12 protein-coding genes are annotated in these 17,805 nt (G+C 69.0%); 5 read left to right on the top strand and 7 right to left on the bottom strand.

Translation table 11 applies throughout. From position 1 onward, the window contains the following. Nucleotides 1-13 precede the first annotated feature (13 nt). The 4 genes from CBM2588_RS09810 to dapC all read right to left on the bottom strand — a co-directional run bounded on the left by CBM2588_RS09810 (nucleotide 14) and on the right by dapC (nucleotide 3,178). Entirely contained in the window at nucleotides 14-361 is a 348-nt protein-coding gene (locus CBM2588_RS09810; RefSeq protein ID WP_115680382.1) for an ArsC family reductase, read from the bottom strand. A gap of 99 nt (nucleotides 362-460) precedes the next feature. Next, nucleotides 461-844 (bottom strand): hypothetical protein, encoded by a 384-nt coding sequence (locus CBM2588_RS09805; RefSeq protein WP_115680381.1) that lies wholly within the window; start codon nucleotides 842-844, stop codon nucleotides 461-463. A gap of 89 nt (nucleotides 845-933) precedes the next feature. Next, entirely contained in the window at nucleotides 934-1,761 is an 828-nt protein-coding gene (gene dapD / locus CBM2588_RS09800) for a 2,3,4,5-tetrahydropyridine-2,6-dicarboxylate N-succinyltransferase (protein ID WP_012352965.1), read from the bottom strand. Nucleotides 1,762-1,963: 202 nt separating this feature from the next. Beyond that, complete coding sequence (gene dapC / locus CBM2588_RS09795; protein ID WP_115680380.1) at nucleotides 1,964-3,178, bottom strand: succinyldiaminopimelate transaminase; 1,215 nt, start codon at nucleotides 3,176-3,178, stop codon at nucleotides 1,964-1,966. Nucleotides 3,179-3,385: 207 nt separating this feature from the next. On the opposite strand from dapC, the gene CBM2588_RS09790 reads away from it, so the two are divergent. Next, nucleotides 3,386-4,354: a DMT family transporter gene (locus CBM2588_RS09790; RefSeq protein WP_115680379.1), complete on the top strand. Its 969-nt coding sequence runs from the start codon at nucleotides 3,386-3,388 to the stop codon at nucleotides 4,352-4,354. A 12-nt stretch (nucleotides 4,355-4,366) separates the two neighbouring features. On the opposite strand, the gene CBM2588_RS09785 is transcribed toward CBM2588_RS09790, so the two are convergent. Beyond that, a complete protein-coding gene (locus tag CBM2588_RS09785) occupies nucleotides 4,367-5,194 on the bottom strand; it encodes a ferritin-like domain-containing protein (RefSeq protein ID WP_115680378.1) in 828 nt (275 codons plus the stop codon). A gap of 440 nt (nucleotides 5,195-5,634) precedes the next feature. Here CBM2588_RS09785 and smc point away from each other — a divergent pair, with 440 nt between their 5' ends. Genes smc through def form a run of 4 tightly spaced genes read left to right on the top strand, consistent with a single transcriptional unit; the run spans nucleotide 5,635 to nucleotide 13,178 of the window. Continuing rightward, on the top strand, nucleotides 5,635-9,150 hold the full coding sequence (gene smc, locus CBM2588_RS09780; RefSeq protein WP_115680377.1) for a chromosome segregation protein SMC: 3,516 nt from the start codon (nucleotides 5,635-5,637) through the stop codon (nucleotides 9,148-9,150). Then, the gene (locus CBM2588_RS09775) at nucleotides 9,147-10,487 is read left to right on the top strand and encodes a cell division protein ZipA C-terminal FtsZ-binding domain-containing protein (protein WP_115680376.1); all 1,341 of its coding nucleotides are present in this window, start codon (nucleotides 9,147-9,149) and stop codon (nucleotides 10,485-10,487) included. The genes smc and CBM2588_RS09775 overlap by 4 nt, the downstream gene beginning before the upstream one ends. A 12-nt stretch (nucleotides 10,488-10,499) precedes the next feature. Then, on the top strand, nucleotides 10,500-12,629 hold the full coding sequence (gene ligA / locus CBM2588_RS09770; RefSeq protein ID WP_115680375.1) for an NAD-dependent DNA ligase LigA: 2,130 nt from the start codon (nucleotides 10,500-10,502) through the stop codon (nucleotides 12,627-12,629). A 15-nt stretch (nucleotides 12,630-12,644) separates the two neighbouring features. Beyond that, on the top strand, nucleotides 12,645-13,178 hold the full coding sequence (gene def, locus CBM2588_RS09765; RefSeq protein ID WP_115680374.1) for a peptide deformylase: 534 nt from the start codon (nucleotides 12,645-12,647) through the stop codon (nucleotides 13,176-13,178). 234 nt (nucleotides 13,179-13,412) lie between these two features. Here def and CBM2588_RS09760 read toward each other — a convergent pair whose 3' ends face one another. Beyond that, nucleotides 13,413-15,176, bottom strand: a complete 1,764-nt coding sequence (locus tag CBM2588_RS09760) for a pseudouridine synthase (protein ID WP_115680373.1) — start codon at nucleotides 15,174-15,176, stop codon at nucleotides 13,413-13,415. A 22-nt stretch (nucleotides 15,177-15,198) separates the two neighbouring features. Next, entirely contained in the window at nucleotides 15,199-17,781 is a 2,583-nt protein-coding gene (locus CBM2588_RS09755; RefSeq protein WP_115680372.1) for a [protein-PII] uridylyltransferase, read from the bottom strand. Between the last annotated feature and the right edge of the window lie 24 nt (nucleotides 17,782-17,805).

The following is a 17,805-nucleotide window of genomic DNA, read 5'->3' as shown; positions in this document are numbered from 1 at the left end:
GCGGAATAAAAAATCAGAACTGGCTGGCGTACTGGTCGGCGGAGAAGCCCACCATCACCTTGCCATCGTGGGCCAGCACCGGGCGCTTGATCAGCGACGGGCTTTGCTGCATCAGCGCGATCGCGCCGGCTTCGTCTTCGGCGCGGGCCTTGTCGGCATCGGACAGCGCGCGCCAGGTGGTGCCCTTGCGGTTGAGCAGCGTGGCCAGCGGCACGTGCCCGAGCCAGCCGCGCAGCATGGCTTCATCCACGCCCTGCTTCTTGAAGTCGTGGAAGGTGTAGGCCACGCCGTTGGCATCCAGCCAGGTGCGGGCCTTCTTGACGGTATCGCAGTTGGGAATGCCGTAGAGCAGGACGGTCATGGCAAGTCTCGTTACTTTCACTGTCATTCCCGCGCAGGCGGGAATCCAGCGTCGTTTGAAGTCACTGGGTTCCCGCCTGCGCGGGAACGACGAATGGGTTCAGCGCAACAGCAGGTTCAGCGCGATCACCAGGCCGCCCAGGCCCAGCGCCACGCCGCCCATCGCCACCGCCGTCATCAGCCGCAGGCGCCGGTCCAGCCGGGCAGCTTCCTTGCGCAGCGCGTCGATGGTGATGGCATGTTGCTCGGCCAGCAGCTTGACGGCCTCGGCCTGCTGCACCAGCGCGGCTTCCAGTTCGGCGATGCGGGCCGCCGGGTCGCGCGCGTCGGCCACCGCGCCTTCGGGCGTGCCGTCCTTGCGCTTGTTCTTCTTCAGTTTCTCGAGGGTCTTGTTGGCCTGCTCGAGAATGGTGGGCAGCAGGGAAAGCACGGTGCTGACGGTGGTGGGATCCAGGGCCATGAGTCGCTTGCGGAGGGAGGGCATGTTCAGCCTGGCCAGGCGGGTGACGACGGGAAATCAGCCCCGGAGCCAGGCCCCGGGGCGTCGCGGCCCATGCGGGCCGCGAGCGGCGCTCAGTCGCCGCGCAGCAGGTCGTTCAGGCTGGTCTTGGCGCGGGTCTGAGCGTCGACCTTCTTGACGATCACGGCGCAGTACAGGCTGTACTTGCCGTCCTTGGACGGCAGGTTGCCCGCCACCACCACCGAGCCGGCCGGCACGCGGCCATAATGGATCTCGCCGGTTTCGCGGTCGTAGATCTTGGTCGACTGGCCCAGGTACACGCCCATCGAGATCACCGAGTTTTCCTCGACGATCACGCCTTCGACCACTTCCGAGCGCGCGCCGATAAAGCAGTTGTCTTCGATGATCACGGGGTTGGCCTGCAGCGGCTCCAGCACGCCGCCGATGCCCACGCCGCCCGACAGGTGCACGTTCTTGCCGATCTGCGCGCACGAACCGACCGTGGCCCAGGTGTCGACCATGGTGCCTTCATCGACATAGGCGCCGATGTTGACGTACGACGGCATCAGCACCGCGTTCTTCGCAATGAACGAACCGCGGCGCGCCACCGCGGGCGGCACCACGCGGAAGCCCGCCTTGGCGAAGTCGTCGCCGCTCCAGTTGGCAAACTTGGTCGGCACCTTGTCGTAGAACTGGGCGAAGCCGCCGGCGCTCATCGGCGCGTTGTCTTCCAGGCGGAACGACAGCAGCACGGCCTTCTTGACCCACTGGTTGACGATCCAGTCCTTGCCTTGCTTCTCGGCCACGCGCAGCGTGCCGGCATCGAGCTGGCCGATGACGTTGGCAACGGCCTCGCGGATGTCATTGGGGGCGGACTTCGGCGACAGGCTGGTGCGGTCTTCCCAGGCCTGGTCGATCAGGGCTTGCAGAGCTTGCGTCATGGTTGGATTCTCAGGGTTGATGTTGATGTTCGGTCGTCGAGTCTCAGCCTCGACCTCTTGTTTGCTCTCCTCTCCCGCTTGCGGGAGAAGAGCAGGGGGTGAGGGTGGGCGGTTCTACGGGCGTGGTGCCTTGCCAAACCACCCCTCACCCCGACCCTCTCCCCTTGAGGGGAGAGGGAGAACACAATTGGACAATCAGGCCTCAGCCGAGCCCTTTGCAGAATTCCACGATCCGCCGCGCCCCCTCCACGCATTCCTCCGGCGTCGCCACCAGCGCCATGCGCACGCGGTTGGCGCCGGGGTTGATGCCGTCGGCTTCGCGCGCCAGGTAGCTGCCCGGCAGCACGGTCACGTTCTGCTCGGCCAGCAGGCGCGCGGCGAATTCGGTATCCGACAGGCCGGTGCGCGAGACGTCGGCCCACAGGTAGAAGCCGGCATCGGGCAGCGCCACGTCGAGGACTTGCGCCAGCATCGGCGTGACTTCGCTGAACTTGCGCACGTAGGCGGCGCGGTTCTCGCGCACATGCGCTTCATCGTTCCACGCGGCGATGCTGGCGCTCTGCACCGCCGGGTTCATGGCGCCGCCGTGGTAGGTGCGGTAGAGCAGGAACTGCTTCAGCAGCGCGGCGTCGCCGGCGACGAAACCCGAGCGCAGGCCCGGCACGTTGGAGCGCTTGGACAGGCTGGAGAACACCACCAGGCGCTCGAAGGGGTTGGCCCCGTTCGCACGGCCGAGCTTGTGCGCGGCCTCGAGCGCGCCCAGCGGCGCGCGGCCCTCGTCGAAATAGATCTCGGAATAGCACTCGTCGGAGGCGATCACGAAGCCGTAGCGGTCGGACAGCGCGAACAGCTGCCGCCAGTCTTCCAGCGACAGCACCGCGCCGGTCGGGTTGCCGGGGGTGCAGACAAAGAGCAGCTGCACCTTCTGCCAGACCTCGTCGGCAATGCGGTCGAAGGCCGGGGCGAAATTGCGCGCCGGATCGCTGTTGGCGAACACCGGGGTGGCGCCGGCCAGCAGCGCCGCACCTTCATAGATCTGGTAGAACGGGTTGGGGCACAGCACCAGCGCGCCCGGCCGGGTGCCGTCGACCACGGTCTGGGCGAAGGCGAACAGCGCCTCGCGCGAGCCGGTCACGGGCAGCACTTCGGTGGCGGCATTGACCCTGGGCAGGCCGTAGCGGCGCTCCAGCCAGCCTGCGATGCACTGCCGTAGTGCATCGGAGCCGGCCGTTGTGGGATAATTCGCCAGCCCCGCAAGCGACTCTGCCAGCGCTTGCTTGATGAATGCAGGCGTCGGATGCTTGGGTTCACCGATGCCGAAGCTGATGGCCGGCTTGTCGGCAGCCTTTACTTGCGCAAAGAGCACCCGCAGTTTCTCGAACGGGTAGGGCTGGAGCAGGTCGAGGCGCGGATTCACGGTGTCAGTCGGGGCCGGTTAAAACGACGCATTATAGAGGAACGGCGCGGGTTTCCGTGCGCCGGCCCGGCCCGCCAGGCGGTCTTTGGCGAGGGCTGGGCCGCCACGGATGGCGGGCATCACGCCACGGTGATGCCGCCGGCGCCGTCCGGACGCTGCCTGCCGCGCATGGCGGGCGGGCCGGCTCGCCTCGCACCGATTCCCTTTATGAGCACAAAGACAGTTGCGGCGCCGCTGGCGCCGGCCGACCGCCATGCGGTCAAGGCATCGCTTTCCATCCTGATCGGCGCCTCGGTGTGGGGCATCGCCTGGTTCCCGTACCGCGTGCTGGCCGGCTGGGGCCTGGGCGGCATGCATGCCGCGGCGCTGGTCAGCGCGGTCGCGGCGGTGCTGTCGCTGCTGGCGTTCCGCCGCCACCTGGGCGGGCTGCGGCCGCACTGGCTGTTCCTGGCGATCGGCCTGGCGGCGGGCGTGACCAACGCCGGCTTCGTCTGGGGCAGCGTCAACGGGCATGTGATGCGCGTGCTGCTGCTGTTCTACCTGACGCCGGTCTGGACCGCGCTGTTCGCACGGCTGTTCCTGGGCGAGCGGCTGTCCGCGGCCGGGCTGGCGCTGGTGGGGCTGGCGCTGTTCGGCGCCGGGCTGATGCTGTGGACGCCGGAGGTGGGCGTGCCGCTGCCCGGCTCGGCCGCGGAATGGTCCGGGCTGATCGGCGGCATGGGCTTTGCCGTCAACAATGTGCTGTCGCGCCGCGCCGGGCAGCGCTTTCCGGACACCGACGCCCGCGTACGCACGGTGGTGGTCTACCTCGGCTGCACCGTGGTCGGTGTGCCGGCCGCGCTGCTGCTCGACGGTCCGGCGGTGGCGGTGGTGCCGGGCGCGCAGGTCAGCGCGGCGATGCTGGTGCTGGGGCTGGCGGCGGTGCTGGTGGTCAGCAACTCGGTGGTGCAGTACGGGCTGCAGCGGTTGCCGGCCAACCGCGTGTCGCTGCTGATGCTGTTCGAGATCGTTATCGCCGCGGTGTCGTCATGGTGGCTGGCGACCGAGGTGCTGAGCTGGAAGGAGGCCGCGGGCGGCCTGTGCATCATCGCCGCCGGCGCCTTGTCCGGGCTGGTGCACCGCAGCCGCGCCGCGCCCGCGCCGGCCGCGGGCGCCGAGGCCGCGGCCTGCCACTAGCTCCGGCGCAACTCAGTGCAGGATCACCCGCGAAACCATCGCCACCAGCGGCGCGCGCACCGCGCGCTCCACGCCGCGGTGCAGCTGCAGCGGCCGCAGCAGCATCTTGACCGTCATCTCGATCGGGATGTTGCGGCGGATCACGCCTGACACGCGCCTATTGAGCGCCCGCACTTCCGCTTCCGGCACCGACTCGACCCCGCGTTCCATGCGCAGTACGTTGCGCAGCGCGATCGCCGCGTCCTCGTTCTTGATCTCCAGCAGCCGGCGCGCCACCGCACCCAGCACGCGCAGCCGGCCCAGGCGCTCGGCCTCGGCGAAGCGGTTGAAGAAGTGGAGGAAGTGCTTGTAGTGCCGCACCTCGTCGTTGGAAATGCGCCGCGTCAGGTCGCGCAGCACCGGTTCGTCGCTGGCCCGCTCCAGCGCCCGGTAGTAGGCGGCCGTGCCGGTTTCCACCACGCAGCGGGCCGCCATTTCCAGCGCCTCGGTGGGCTCGAACTGGTCGATCGAGCAGGTCTGGCTGTATTCGGCGAAGAAGCGCGCATAGCCTCGCTCCCAGTCGAATTCCGGCCAGACATGCTCGACATAGCGCCGCAGCGCCAGGCCATGCTGCAGCTCCTCGGCTTCCCAGTGCTCGGACAGCCAGCCGGCGGCTTCGGGCACGCGGGCGTAATAAGTGGCCAGGTTGCCGGCATAGGTGTCGGAGCCGCTCTCGATGAACGAGGCCGATACCAGCAGGTAGAACAGGTCGCGGTCGCCGCGCACGCGCGCGACGTCGATCGCCTCGTATCGGATGTCGTCGACAGACCACGGCCGCTCGGCCGCTGACGGTTCACTCATGCTCTGTCCTCCTGGTTGGCCAAAGGCTGCAAGGGGCGTTCATGGCGCGTGGGACCGGAGCGCATCCGGCATCACGCCGACAGAGCAGAGACTAGCATTTACCCTAATTAGTTTCAGGGCGCGGGCCAGGGCACGCGTGGCGGGCCGCCCACGCGTGGTTTGCCAAAGTGCTTGCGAAACCGCTTGTAAGGGTCGGAAAGGCAAGGGAATTCCACTGCCCGGCGAACACCCGGGGACGACCCCAAACGGGCCGGCGAAGGCATCTGCGATGGTATGATTAGCCCCAATTCTCGGGCTGAAGGGGTGTTTTGAGGTGCTGGCGTCACGCCGCGCCGGTCCCCGCGCAGCCCGGCTTTTCCAAACCGTGCAATAGCCCCGATACCCGATACCAGGCCGCCCCCCGCTTTACCGCCGGAGTGGCCGATACCACACGAGAAACCGTGCGACTATCCTCGATCAAGCTGGCGGGCTTCAAGTCATTCGTCGATCCCACCAATTTCCAGGTGCCGGGCCAACTGGTCGGCATCGTCGGTCCCAACGGCTGCGGCAAATCCAACATCATCGATGCGGTGCGCTGGGTGCTGGGCGAGTCACGCGCGTCCGAGCTGCGTGGCGAGTCCATGCAGGACGTCATCTTCAACGGCTCGACCGCGCGCAAGCAGGCCGGCCGAGCCAGCGTCGAGCTGGTGTTCGACAACGCCGAAGGCCGCGCCGCGGGCCAGTGGAGCCAGTACGCCGAAGTGGCGGTCAAGCGCGTGCTGACCCGCGACGGCACCTCGTCCTACTACATCAACAACCAGCCGGTGCGCCGGCGCGACATCCAGGACATCTTCCTGGGCACGGGCCTGGGCCCGCGCGCCTACGCCATCATCGGCCAGGGCATGATCTCGCGCATCATCGAGGCCAAGCCCGATGACATGCGCATCTTCCTGGAAGAGGCGGCGGGCGTGTCCAAGTACAAGGAGCGCCGCCGCGAGACCGAGAACCGGCTGTCCGACACCCGCGAAAACCTGACCCGGGTCGAAGACATCCTGCGCGAGCTCGGCAGCAATCTCGAAAAACTCGAAGGCCAGGCCGAAGTGGCGCAGCGCTTCAAGACGCTGCAGGCCGACGGCGAAGAAAAGCAGCACCTGCTGTGGCTGCTGCGCAAGCGCGAGGCGCAGCAGGAGCAGGAACGCCACCAGCGCGCCATCGAGCAGGCCCAGATCGACCTCGAAGCGCAGACCGCGCAGCTGCGCCATGTCGAGGCCGAGCTGGAAACCATGCGCGCCGCGCACTATGCCGCGTCGGATGGCATGCACGCGGCCCAGGGCGCCTTGTACGAAGCCAATGCCGAGGTCAGCAAGCTCGAGGCCGAGATCCGCTACGTGGTCGAGTCGCGCAACCGCGTGCAGGCCCAGATCGCCGCGCTGACCGCGCAGCGCGAGCAATGGCAGGGCAAGGCCGAGCAGGCCACCGACGAGCTCGCGCAGGCCGAGGAAAACCTGGCCGTGGCCGAAGGCCGCACGGTCGAGGCGCAGGAGGCCGTGGCGCAGCAGAACGACGAGCTGCCGACGCTGGAAGCGCAATGGCGCGACGCCCAGCAGCTGCTCAACGAGCAGCGCGCCGGCATCATGCAGGCCGAGCAGGCGCTGAAGCTGGAAGCCGCGCAGCAGCGCAGCGCCGACCAGATGCTGCAGCAGCTGGAACAGCGCCGCGAACGGCTGTCGGCCGAAGACAAGGGCCTGGACCGCCCCGACGAAACCCGGCTGGAGCAGGCCCGGGCCGAGCTGGCCGAGCAGGAAGCGCTGGTCGAGGAAGCCCAGGCCGTGCTCGCCGACGCCGAAGCGAACGTGCCGCGCCTGGATGAGGCGCGCCGCGCCGCGCAGGCGCGCGTGCACAGCGAAGCCGCCGCCATCGCCACGCTCGAGGCGCGCCTGTCGGCGCTGCGCCAGCTGCAGGAAAACGTGCAGACCGACGGCAAGGTGCAGCCGTGGCTCGCCAAACATGAACTGGCCGAGCTGCCGCGGCTGTGGAAGAAGGTCCATATCGAGCCGGGCTGGGAGAACGCGCTCGAATCCGTGCTGCGCGAGAAGCTGGCCGCGCTGGAAGTGTCGAACCTGGACTGGGTCAAGGCCTTCCTGTCCGACGCGCCGCCGGCCAAGCTGGCGTTCTACTCGCCGCCGGCCGCGGCCCGTCCGCTGGAAACGCCTGCGGGCCTGCGCCCGCTGATGGCGCTGGTGCAGATCACCGAGCCGGGGATCCGCGCGGTGATGCAGGACTGGCTGGCCGACGTCTATGTCGCCACCGACATGGCGCAGGCGCTGGCCGCGCGCAATACGCTGCCCGAAGGCGCCTCGTTCGTGGTCGCCGAAGGCCACCTGGTGGGCCGCAACGCGATCCAGATCTATGCCGCCGATTCCGAGCAGGCCGGCATGCTCGCGCGCGAGCAGGAAATCGAAAACCTGCAGAAGCAGGCGCGCGCGCAGCTGCTGCTGTCCGATGAAGCCAAGACCGAAGCGGTGCGCGCCGAAGCGGCCTACACCCAGGCCAGCCAGGCGCTGGGCGACGCCCGTGCCCGTGCCGAGCAGGCCACCCGCCGCGTGCACACGCTGCAGATGGACGTGCTCAAGCTGTCGCAGGCGATGGAGCGCTATGCCGCCCGCAGCGGCCAGATCCGCGAGGAACTGGAAGAGATCCACGCGCAGATCGAAGAGCAGCGCGCGATCCGCGCAGAATCCGAAGCCAGCTTCGAGCAGCACGACGCCGCGCTGGCCGAGATGCAGGCCACCCACGAAGACCAGCAGATGGCCTTCGAGGCGCTGGACAGCAAGCTCTCCGGCGCGCGCCACCAGCTGCGCGACCTCGAGCGCGCCGCGCAGGAGGCGCTGTTCGCGGAGCGCAATCTGGCCAGCCGCATCGACGAGCTGCGCCGCAATATCCAGGTGGCGGCGGACCAGGCCGAGCGCATCGCCGAATCGCTGGAGAACGCCCGCGCCGAACTCGAGACCATCAACGAGCAGACCGCGCATACCGGCCTGCAGGAAGCGCTGGAGCGCCGTGCCGAGAAGGAAGAGAAGCTGACCATCGCGCGCACCGAGCTCGATGCGCTGTCGGCGCAGCTGCGCCAGCACGACGAGCAGCGCCTGGCCGCCGAGCGCAGCCTGCAGCCGCTGCGCGACCGCATCACCGAGCTGCAGCTCAAGGAACAGGCGGCGCGCCTGAACCAGGAGCAGTTCAGCGAGCAGCTGAGCGCCGCCGCGGTGGATGAGGCCGCGCTGGCCGAAAAGCTGACCGGCGAGCTCAAGCCGTCCTACCTGCAGGGCGAAGTCACGCGCATCAACAACGCCATCAACGCGCTCGGCCCGGTCAACATGGCCGCGCTCGACGAACTGGCCGCGGCGCGCGAGCGCAAGACCTTCCTCGACGCGCAGTCGGCCGACCTGAACGACGCCATCGGCACGCTCGAGGACGCGATCGCCAAGATCGACCAGGAAACCCGCGCGCTGCTGCAAGGCACCTTCGACCAGGTCAACCACCATTTCGGCGAGCTGTTCCCGTCGCTGTTCGGCGGCGGCCAGGCGCGCCTGATCATGACCGGCGAGGAAATCCTAGATGCCGGCGTGCAGGTGATGGCGCAGCCGCCGGGCAAGAAGAACTCGACCATCCACTTGCTGTCGGGTGGCGAGAAGGCGCTGACCGCGATCGCGCTGGTGTTCGCGATGTTCCAGCTGAACCCGGCGCCGTTCTGCCTGCTGGACGAGGTGGATGCGCCGCTGGACGACGCCAATACCGAGCGCTACGCCAATATGGTGGCGCGCATGTCGGACAAGACCCAATTCGTTTTCATCTCACATAACAAGATCGCCATGGAAATGGCTCATCAACTGATTGGCGTGACCATGCAGGAGCAGGGCGTTTCACGGATCGTGGCCGTGGATATGGATGCAGCCGTGTCGATGGCGGAGGCAGCATGAAGCTCAATATGGACCTGCAGACCGCGCTGATCGTCGCGGGCCTGGTTTTCGTGGTGCTGGTGTTCGGCTACAACCAGTGGCAGATCCGCAAGGCGCGCCGCCCGCGCGAGCTGCGGCCCGAAGACGACCTGCCGCCGATGCGCGAGCCGGTGGTCGGCCAGAGCACCGCGCCGGAAACCGCCGCGCGCCTGCACGAAGCCGCCGCCGAGCAGCCGCCGCGGCGCGAGCCCACGCTGGCGCAGGCACCGGCCGGCACCGGCGCCGCCGTGGCCGGCAACAACCACGTCGCCGCGGCCGCGGCCGCGGCGGCCAGCAGCGCCGATGCCGACGAAGCCGTCGCCGAGGAAGTCGCGGTCGGGGCCGCGGCGTCGCGCGCATCGGAGGACGAGGCGGATGCCGCTATCGCCGTGGCCCCGGCGCCAGCTCCCGCTCCCACGCCTGCGCCTGCGCCCGAGCCGGCGCCTGCACCGGCTCCGGTCGCTGCGGTACCGGACGGCCAGCCCGCGCCAGCCATCGTCGATCCGCTGATCGACTGCATCGTGCCGCTGCACCTGGAACGCAAGGCGTCCGGCGACCGTATCCTGCCGTTGACCGGCCGGCTGCGCCGCGCCGGCACCAAGCCGGTCCACATCGAAGGCCTGCGTGCCGAAGCCAACGCGTGGGAGCCCGTCACCGCCGGCCATCAGTACGAAGACCTGCAGGTCGGCGTGCAGCTGGCCAACCGCGGCGGCCCGCTCAATGCGCTGGAGTTCTCCGAATTCGTCACCGCGGTCGAGTCGCTGGCCGAGTCGCTCGACGCCTCGGCGGACCTGCCGGACATGGGCGAGACCGTCGCCAACGCGCGCGAGCTCGACGCCTTTGCCGCCGCCTGCGACGTGCAGCTGGGCGTCAACGTGATCTCCGACGGCGCGCCATGGTCGGCCGCCTACGTGCAGAACGTGGCGACGCAGGACGGATTGGTGCTGTCGCGCGACGGCACCCGCTTTATCCGCTACCAGGCCAATGCCGAGGGCGTGCAGCGCCCGCTGTTCACGCTGCAGTTCGGCGACACCAACTTCCTGCGCGACGACCTCACCGTCAAGTCCGGCCGCCAGATCACGCTGCTGCTCGACGTGCCGGTGGCCGACCAGGCCGCCAGGCCGTTCAAGACCGTGTGCGAGTACGGCCATACGCTGGCCCAGCGCATGGGCGCGCAACTGGTCGACGACAATATGCGGCCGCTGACCGAAGCCTCGTTCGTCGCCATCTTCAACCAGCTCGAGGCGCTGTACCAGAAGCTGGAAGCGCGCGGCATGCCGGCCGGTTCGCCGGTGGCGCTGCGCCTGTTCAGCAACTAGCCGGAGCCTGCCATGACCGCAACACACCGCGGCGCGCAGGCAGATGCCTCCGCGCCCGCCGGCGCCTTGCCGGCCGACGCCGCCGCCAGCCGCGTGGCCTGGCTGCGCGAAGAGCTGGACCGCCACAACTACCAGTATTACGTGCTGGACGCGCCCACCGTTCCCGATGCGGAATACGATGCGCTGTTCAGCGAGCTGATGGCGCTGGAGCTCGAGCATCCCGAGCTGCAGACCCCGGACTCGCCCACGCAGCGCGTGGGCGGCGAGCCGCTGGCGGCGTTCGACTCGGTGCGGCACCGGGTGCCGATGCTGTCGCTCAACAACGCCTTCGCCGACGACGATGTGTTGAACTTCGACCGCCGCTGCGCGCAGGGGCTGGGCCGCAGCGCGCCCGCGGCGGGCGAGGCCGACCTCTTCAGCGCCGCCGACGCGGTCGAGTACGCGTGCGAGCTGAAGTTCGACGGCCTGGCCATGTCGCTGCGCTATGAGGACGGCCGCCTGGTGCAGGCCGCGACCCGGGGCGATGGCGAGACCGGCGAGGATGTCACCGTCAACGTGCGCACCATCAAGGCAATTCCGCTCAAGCTGCGGGGCCAGGCGCCCGCGGTGCTGGAGGTGCGCGGCGAGGTCTTCATGTTCCGCCGCGACTTCGACAAGCTCAACGCGCGCCAGGCCGAGGCCGGCGAGAAGACCTTCGTCAACCCGCGCAATGCCGCCGCCGGCAGCCTGCGCCAGCTCGATCCGCGCATCACCGCGCGGCGTCCGCTGTCGTTCTTCGCCTACGGCCTGGGCGAACTGCAGGGCGTGGAGCGGCCGCCGACCCACAGCGCCATGCTCGACGGCTTTGCCGCGCTGGGTTTGCCGGTGTGCAAGGACCGTGCGGTGGTGAAGGGCGCGCAAGGGCTGCTCGATTTCTATCGCGACATCGGCAAGCGCCGCGACGAGCTGCCCTACGACATCGACGGCGTGGTCTACAAGGTCAACGCGCTGGCCGAGCAGGAGCGCCTGGGCTTTGTCTCGCGCGCGCCGCGCTTTGCGCTGGCGCACAAGTTCCCGGCGCAGGAGATGACCACCATCGTCGAGGACATCGAGGTGCAGGTCGGCCGCACCGGCGCGATCACGCCGGTGGCGCGGCTCAGGCCGGTGTTCGTCGGCGGCGTGACCGTGACCAATGCCACGCTGCACAACGAGGACGAGATCCGCCGCAAGGACGTGCATGTCGGCGACACCGTGATCGTGCGCCGCGCCGGCGACGTGATCCCGGAAGTCGTCGCCGTGGTGGCCGAGCGGCGCCCGGCCGATGCCCGCGCCTTCGTGATGCCGACCGCCTGCCCGGTGTGCGGCTCGCATATCGAGAAGCTCGAGGACGAGGCCATTGCCCGCTGCACCGGCGGCCTGATCTGCGCGGCGCAGCGCAAGCAGTCGCTGCTGCATTTCGCGCAGCGGCGCGCCATGGACATCGAAGGCCTGGGCGACAAGCTGGTCGAGCAACTGGTCGACCAGGGCATCGTGCGCACGCCGGCCGACCTGTACAAGCTCGGCATTGCCAAGCTGGCTGCGCTCGAGCGCATGGCCGACAAGTCGGCCGCCAACCTGGTCGCGGCGATCGACAAGTCGCGCGCGACCACCATGAACCGCTTTATCTTCGCGCTCGGCATCCGCCACGTCGGCGAAGCCACCGCCAAGGACCTGGCCCGGCACTTCGGCAAGCTCGATGCGCTGATGGTGGCCGACGAAGCCGCACTGCTAGAGGTCAACGACGTCGGTCCGGTTGTGGCGCAGTCGATCGCGCACTTCTTCGCCGAGCCGCACAACGTCGAGGTCATCGAGCAACTGCGCGCCGCCGGCGTACACTGGCCGGAAAGCGAGCCGGTGGCGAAGGCGCCGGCGCCGCTGTCAGGCAAGACCTTTGTGCTGACCGGCACGCTGCCGACGCTGTCGCGCGAAGACGCCAAGGAACTGCTGGAAGCCGCCGGCGCCAAGGTGGCGGGGTCGGTGTCGAAGAAGACCGACTACGTGGTCGCCGGCGCCGAGGCCGGCAGCAAGCTGGACAAGGCCGAGGCGCTGGGTGTGCCGGTGCTGGACGAGGCCGGCATGCTGGCGCTGCTGGCGCAAGCCGGCGCCGCGCCGGCCGAGGAATAACCGGGGAACGGAACCATGATCCGCGAGATTCTCAAGATGGGCGATCCGCGCCTGCTGCAGGTGGCGCGGCCGGTGGAGCGCTTCAACACGCCGGAGCTGCGCACGCTGATCGAAGACATGTTCGACACCATGGACCACGCCAACGGCGCGGGCCTGGCCGCGCCGCAGATCGGCGTTGACCTGCAGGTGGTGATCTTCGGCTTCGACCGCAATCCGCGCTACCCGGACGCGCCCACCGTGCCCAAGACGGTGCTGATCAACCCGGTGCTGGAAATGCAGTCCGACGAGATGGAGGACGGCTGGGAAGGCTGCCTGTCGGTGCCGGGCCTGCGCGGCGTGGTGCCGCGCCACCTGCGGCTGAAGTACAGCGGCTACGACCTGATGGGCAACCGCATCGAACGCGTGGCCGAGGGCTTCCATGCGCGCGTGGTGCAGCACGAGTGCGACCACCTGCAGGGGATTCTTTATCCGATGCGGATCAGGGATTTTTCGAACTTCGGGTTTACCGAGGTTCTGTTTCCGGATTTGCCGGCGAACAGCGACGATTGAATGGCGATGCCAGTCGGCACGCTGCTGGTTTGCTCCCCTCTCCCGCTAGCGGGAGAGGGGCCGGGGGAGAGGGCGGGCGCTGGCATACCGACGGCTTGACTTCGTCGACACACCGGCCCTCTCCCCAACCCTCTCCCGCAAGCGGGAGAGGGAGCACGCAATCGGTACAGGGATGAGGCGGTGGCAATTGCCAAAACCCCCGAAAAAAGCGGCCATCACGGCCGCTTTTTCACATCAGAACTTCTCGAACTGCCCCAGGAACCGCCACTTGCCCGGCGGCAGGTCGCCCAGCACCACGCGTCCCATGCGCACGCGCTTGAGGCCCACCACCTGCAGCCCCACCTGTTCGCACATGCGGCGGATCTGGCGCTTGCGGCCCTCGCGCAGCACGAAGCGCAACTGCTCTTCGTTCTGCCAGCTGACCTTGGCCGGCTTGAGCGGCACGCCGTCCAGCGACAGGCCGTGGCGCAGCAGTTCCAGGTCATCGGCGGGGAATTCCGCGCTGATGTTGCGCTCGACCGGCCCGTGCGGCGAGTGCCAGACCACGCGCACCAGGTATTCCTTCTCGACGGTCGAATCCTCGCCGATCAGCGCGCGCGCGACGCGGCCGTCCTGCGTCAGCACCAGCAGGCCGGTGGAGTCGATATCGAGGCGGCCGGCCGGCGCCAGGTTCTTGCGCTGCCACGGCGCAAAGCGCTTGCGCGTGGGATCGCCTTCCCACTGGTTCTCGGGGGCAAACAGCGCCGCGGCGGGCTCGTAACCGTCCTCGGCCTGGCCCGAAACGTAGCCGACCGGCTTGTTCAGCAGCACGGTGACGCGCTCGCCTTGCTCGGAGCGCGCTTCCTGCAGGATCTCGATCTCGGCGTCCGGGCGGATGCGGCTGCCCAGTTCGGTCACGGGCTTGCCATCGACCAGCACCCACCCGCGCGGAATCCATTCGTCCGCCTCGCGGCGCGAGCACAGGCCGAGTTCGGACATGCGCTTGGACAGGCGTACCAGGCCGTCGTCGTGGCTGGATTCGTCGCGCGGCGCCGCGGGAGCTTCGCGGCGCGAAGCCGGCGCTGGTGCGCGTTCCGGGCGTTCCGGGCGAGCGGGGCCGGCGGTGCGGATGCGGTCGGCCGCGTCGCTGAAGCGGCGTGCCGGCGCCGTGCCTTCGCGGCGGCGCTCGCCCGACGGCGCGGGCCGCGTGCGCCGCTCGTCGTCGCCATGGCGGCGCGGGCGCGAGTCGGCGCCTTCGAAGCGGCGTGGACGATTGTCGTCGTCGCCGAAGCGGCGCGGCGGACGCGACTCGTTGCCTTCGAAACGGCGCGGGCGCGCTTCGCCGCGCTCGTCGCCGGTGCGGCGTGGGCGGTTGTCGTCATCGCCGAAGCGTCGCGGCGGACGCGCTTCGTTGCCTTCGAAGCGGCGCGGGCGCGCTTCGCCGCGTTCGCCGCCAGTGCGGCGCGGGCGGTTCTCGTCATCGCTGAAGCGGCGCGGCGGGCGCGCTTCGCTGCCCTCGAAACGGCGCGGACGTTTGTCGTCATCGCTGAAGCGGCGCGGCGGGCGCGATTCGCTGCCTTCGAAACGGCGCGGACGGTTGTCGTCATCGCCGAAGCGTCGCGGCGGACGCGACTCGTTGCTTTCGAAGCGGCGCGGGCGCGCTTCGCCGCGCTCGTCGCCGGTGCGGCGCGGACGGTTGTCGTCGTCGCCAAAGCGTCGCGGCGGGCGCGACTCGCCGCCCTCGAAGCGGCGCGGACGCGCCTGGCGTTCGGCGTCGGCAGGGCGGGGCGTGCGCGGCTGGCGCGGCTGCGCCGGCGCTTCGCCCTGGGCCCCGCTGGCACCGGTCTTGCCGGCACGCTGCTGGGCGCGCTTGATGCCCTCGGAGACGGCCTGCACGCGCTTGCGGTTGAGGTCAGACACGCGCACGGGGCGGGTGCCGCCCTTGCGCGCGGCCGTGCCGGTATCGCTGGCGGCCTTGATGCCTAGCGTCTTGCGCTTCGGCGAATTGCTGTCGGTCATAGGTTGATGATGCCCGCCCGCCTCAGATGGCGAGGGCGGCGAGCAAGTCCTGTTCAAGCTGAATCTGCAATCGGTTGTCGGCGGCCAGGCGGCTGCCGTCTACCAGGAACACGTCTTCGACGCGTTCGCCCAAAGTGTTGATGCGTGCCGTGTGCACGGACACGCGATGCCGTGCCAGTACGCGGGCGATGGCGTACAGCAGGCCGGTGCGGTCGTTGGCGGACAGCGACAGCAGGTAATACTGGCCGCGCTCGTCCGGGCGCAGGTCGACGCGCGGCTTGATCGGGAAGCTGCGCGACTGGCGCGACAGCCGCCCCTGCGTGGGCTCGGGCAGCGCGCCCTGCAGGCGCAGCCGCTCGCACAGCTCGTGCTCGACCAGCGCGATGATGTCGCGGTAATTGCCGCCATCGCCAGCCATGCCGGGGTCGGTGACCTGGAACGTATCGAGCGCGTAGCCGTGGCGCGTGGTGTGGATCTTGGCGTCCTGGATCGAGAACGCCTTGCGCTCGAAATAGCCGCAGATGCGCGCGAACAGGTCAGGCTGGTCCTTGATGTAGACCGCCACCTGCAGGCCTTCGCCGGCCGGCGACACGCGCGCCTTGACCACCGGCACCGGGCTGTCGACCTTGTTGTACAGGTGGCGCGTCAGCCAGGCGATGTCGTGCGAATCGTGGCGCAGGAAGAAGGCCACGTCCAGCTGTGCCCACAGCGACTTGCCCAGCGCCGGGTCGAAGGCCTTCAGGCGCAGTTCCGAGATGGTGTCTTGCTTGCGCTGCGACCACAGCGAATGCGAGTCGACCCGCGCGCCGCCCAGCACGCGCAGCGTGATGTGGTACAGGTCTTCCAGCAGCTTGCCCTTCCACGCATTCCACACCTTGGGGCTGGTGCCGCGGATATCGGCCACGGTCAGCAGGTAGAGCGCGGTCAGGTAGCGTTCGCTGCCGACCACTTCGGCGAAGGCATGGACCACGTCCGGATCGGTCAGGTCCTGCTTCTGCGCGACGTGGCTCATGGTGAGGTGGTGCTCGACCAGCCAGCAGATCAGGTCGGCGTCTTCGCGCGCAATGCCGTGCTGCCGGCAGAAGCGGCGCGCATCGACGGTGCCGAGCCGCGAATGGTCGCCGCCGCGGCCCTTGGCGATATCGTGGAACAGCGCCGCCACCCACAGCACCCAGGGCTTGTCGAAGCTGGCCATCAGCTGGCTGCAGAACGGGAACTCGTGGGTGTGCTCGACGATGGCGAAGCGGCGCATGTTGCGCACCACCATCAGGATGTGCTGGTCCACGGTGTAGACGTGGAACAGGTCGTGCTGCATCTGCCCGACGATGCGCCGGAAGTTGATCAGGTAGCGGCCCAGCACGCTGGTCTGGTTCATCAGCCGCAGCGCATGGGTAATGCCCTGCGGCTCCTGCACGATGGCCAGGAACAGCCGGCGGTTCTCTGGATCGTTGCGCCAGCGCGCGTCCATCACCGTGCGCGCGTTGTACAAGCCGCGCAGCGTGCGCGGCGCCAGCCCCTTCACGCCAGGCGTGCGCTCGTACAGCAGGAAGGTTTCCAGGATGGCGTGGGGGTCGCGCTCGTAGACGTCGTCGCTGGTGATTTCCAGCATGCCCTGGCGCTCGACGAAGCGCTCGTTGAGCACGCGCGTCACCTGCGATTCGCTCGGGAACAGCATCGCCTCGATATTGAGCAGCAGCACGCTGTTGAGCTGGGTCACCGCCTTGGCGGCCCAGTAGTAGCGGCGCATCAGCTGCTCGCTGGCACGTTTGTGGGCACTCTGGCGGTAGCCGAAGGCCTCGGCCAGCGCGGTCTGCAGGTCGAACACCAGCACGTCCTGGCGGCGCCCGGCGACCAGGTGCAGGCGCGCGCGGATAGTCTTCAGCAGGCGCTCGTTGCGGGCCAGCTCCTGGGCTTCGCGTTGCGTCAGCAGGCCCTTCTCGAACAACTCCTTCCAGCTGTCGCCCAGGCCCGCGGCCTTGGTCATCCACAGGATCACCTGCAGGTCGCGCAGGCCGCCCGGGCTTTCCTTGCAGTTGGGCTCGAGCGCGTAGGGCGTGTCCTGGTACTTGGCGTGGCGCTGGCGCATTTCCAGCAGCTTGGCCTGGAAGAACGCGGCCGGGTCCAGGTCGGCCTGGTAGCGGCTGCGGAGCGCCTCGAACAGCTTGCGGTTGCCGGTCAGCAGGCGCGCCTCGAGCAGCGAGGTCTGGATGGTGACGTCCTGGCGCGACTCGCGGATGCAGTCATCGACGGTGCGCACGGCCGAGCCGATTTCGAGCCCCAGGTCCCAGCACAGGCCGATAAAGCGTTCCAGCTTGCCGGCAGTCTCCCGGTCGGGCTCGGCGGGCAGCAACAACAGCACGTCGACGTCCGAGTACGGGAACAGCTCGCCGCGGCCGTAGCCGCCCACCGCCACCAGCGCCGCGTCCGCCGGCATCGCCAGCCCGCGCCATGCCTCGCCCAGCGCGGCATCGACGGCGCGGCGCAGCCGCGTGGTCAGCGTGCCGGCATTGGCGCTGGCGTTGAAGTCCGCAAACAGCGCCTGCTTGTCGATTTTGAGCTGGTCGCGCACGCGCGCGGCCAGCAGCAGTTCCGGCGTGGTGTCCATGGAGAGGGCGGAAGGATTCGTCGG

The organism is Cupriavidus taiwanensis, assembly GCF_900250075.1.
Taxonomy (GTDB): domain Bacteria; phylum Pseudomonadota; class Gammaproteobacteria; order Burkholderiales; family Burkholderiaceae; genus Cupriavidus; species Cupriavidus taiwanensis_C.
This window is presented reverse-complemented; position numbering and strand designations above follow the sequence as displayed.

Excerpts from the sequence above, each read along its gene's own strand:
- CBM2588_RS09810 (WP_115680382.1), bottom strand. The coding sequence starts at position 361 with ATGACCGTCCTGCTCTACGGCATTCCCAACTGCGATACCGTCAAGAAG.
- CBM2588_RS09805 (WP_115680381.1), bottom strand. The coding sequence starts at position 844 with ATGCCCTCCCTCCGCAAGCGACTCATGGCCCTGGATCCCACCACCGTC.
- dapD (WP_012352965.1), bottom strand. The coding sequence starts at position 1,761 with ATGACGCAAGCTCTGCAAGCCCTGATCGACCAGGCCTGGGAAGACCGC.
- CBM2588_RS09790 (WP_115680379.1), top strand. The coding sequence starts at position 3,386 with ATGAGCACAAAGACAGTTGCGGCGCCGCTGGCGCCGGCCGACCGCCAT.
- CBM2588_RS09785 (WP_115680378.1), bottom strand. The coding sequence starts at position 5,194 with ATGAGTGAACCGTCAGCGGCCGAGCGGCCGTGGTCTGTCGACGACATC.
- CBM2588_RS09775 (WP_115680376.1), top strand. The coding sequence starts at position 9,147 with ATGAAGCTCAATATGGACCTGCAGACCGCGCTGATCGTCGCGGGCCTG.
- ligA (WP_115680375.1), top strand. The coding sequence starts at position 10,500 with ATGACCGCAACACACCGCGGCGCGCAGGCAGATGCCTCCGCGCCCGCC.
- def (WP_115680374.1), top strand. The coding sequence starts at position 12,645 with ATGATCCGCGAGATTCTCAAGATGGGCGATCCGCGCCTGCTGCAGGTG.
- CBM2588_RS09760 (WP_115680373.1), bottom strand. The coding sequence starts at position 15,176 with ATGACCGACAGCAATTCGCCGAAGCGCAAGACGCTAGGCATCAAGGCC.
- CBM2588_RS09755 (WP_115680372.1), bottom strand. The coding sequence starts at position 17,781 with ATGGACACCACGCCGGAACTGCTGCTGGCCGCGCGCGTGCGCGACCAG.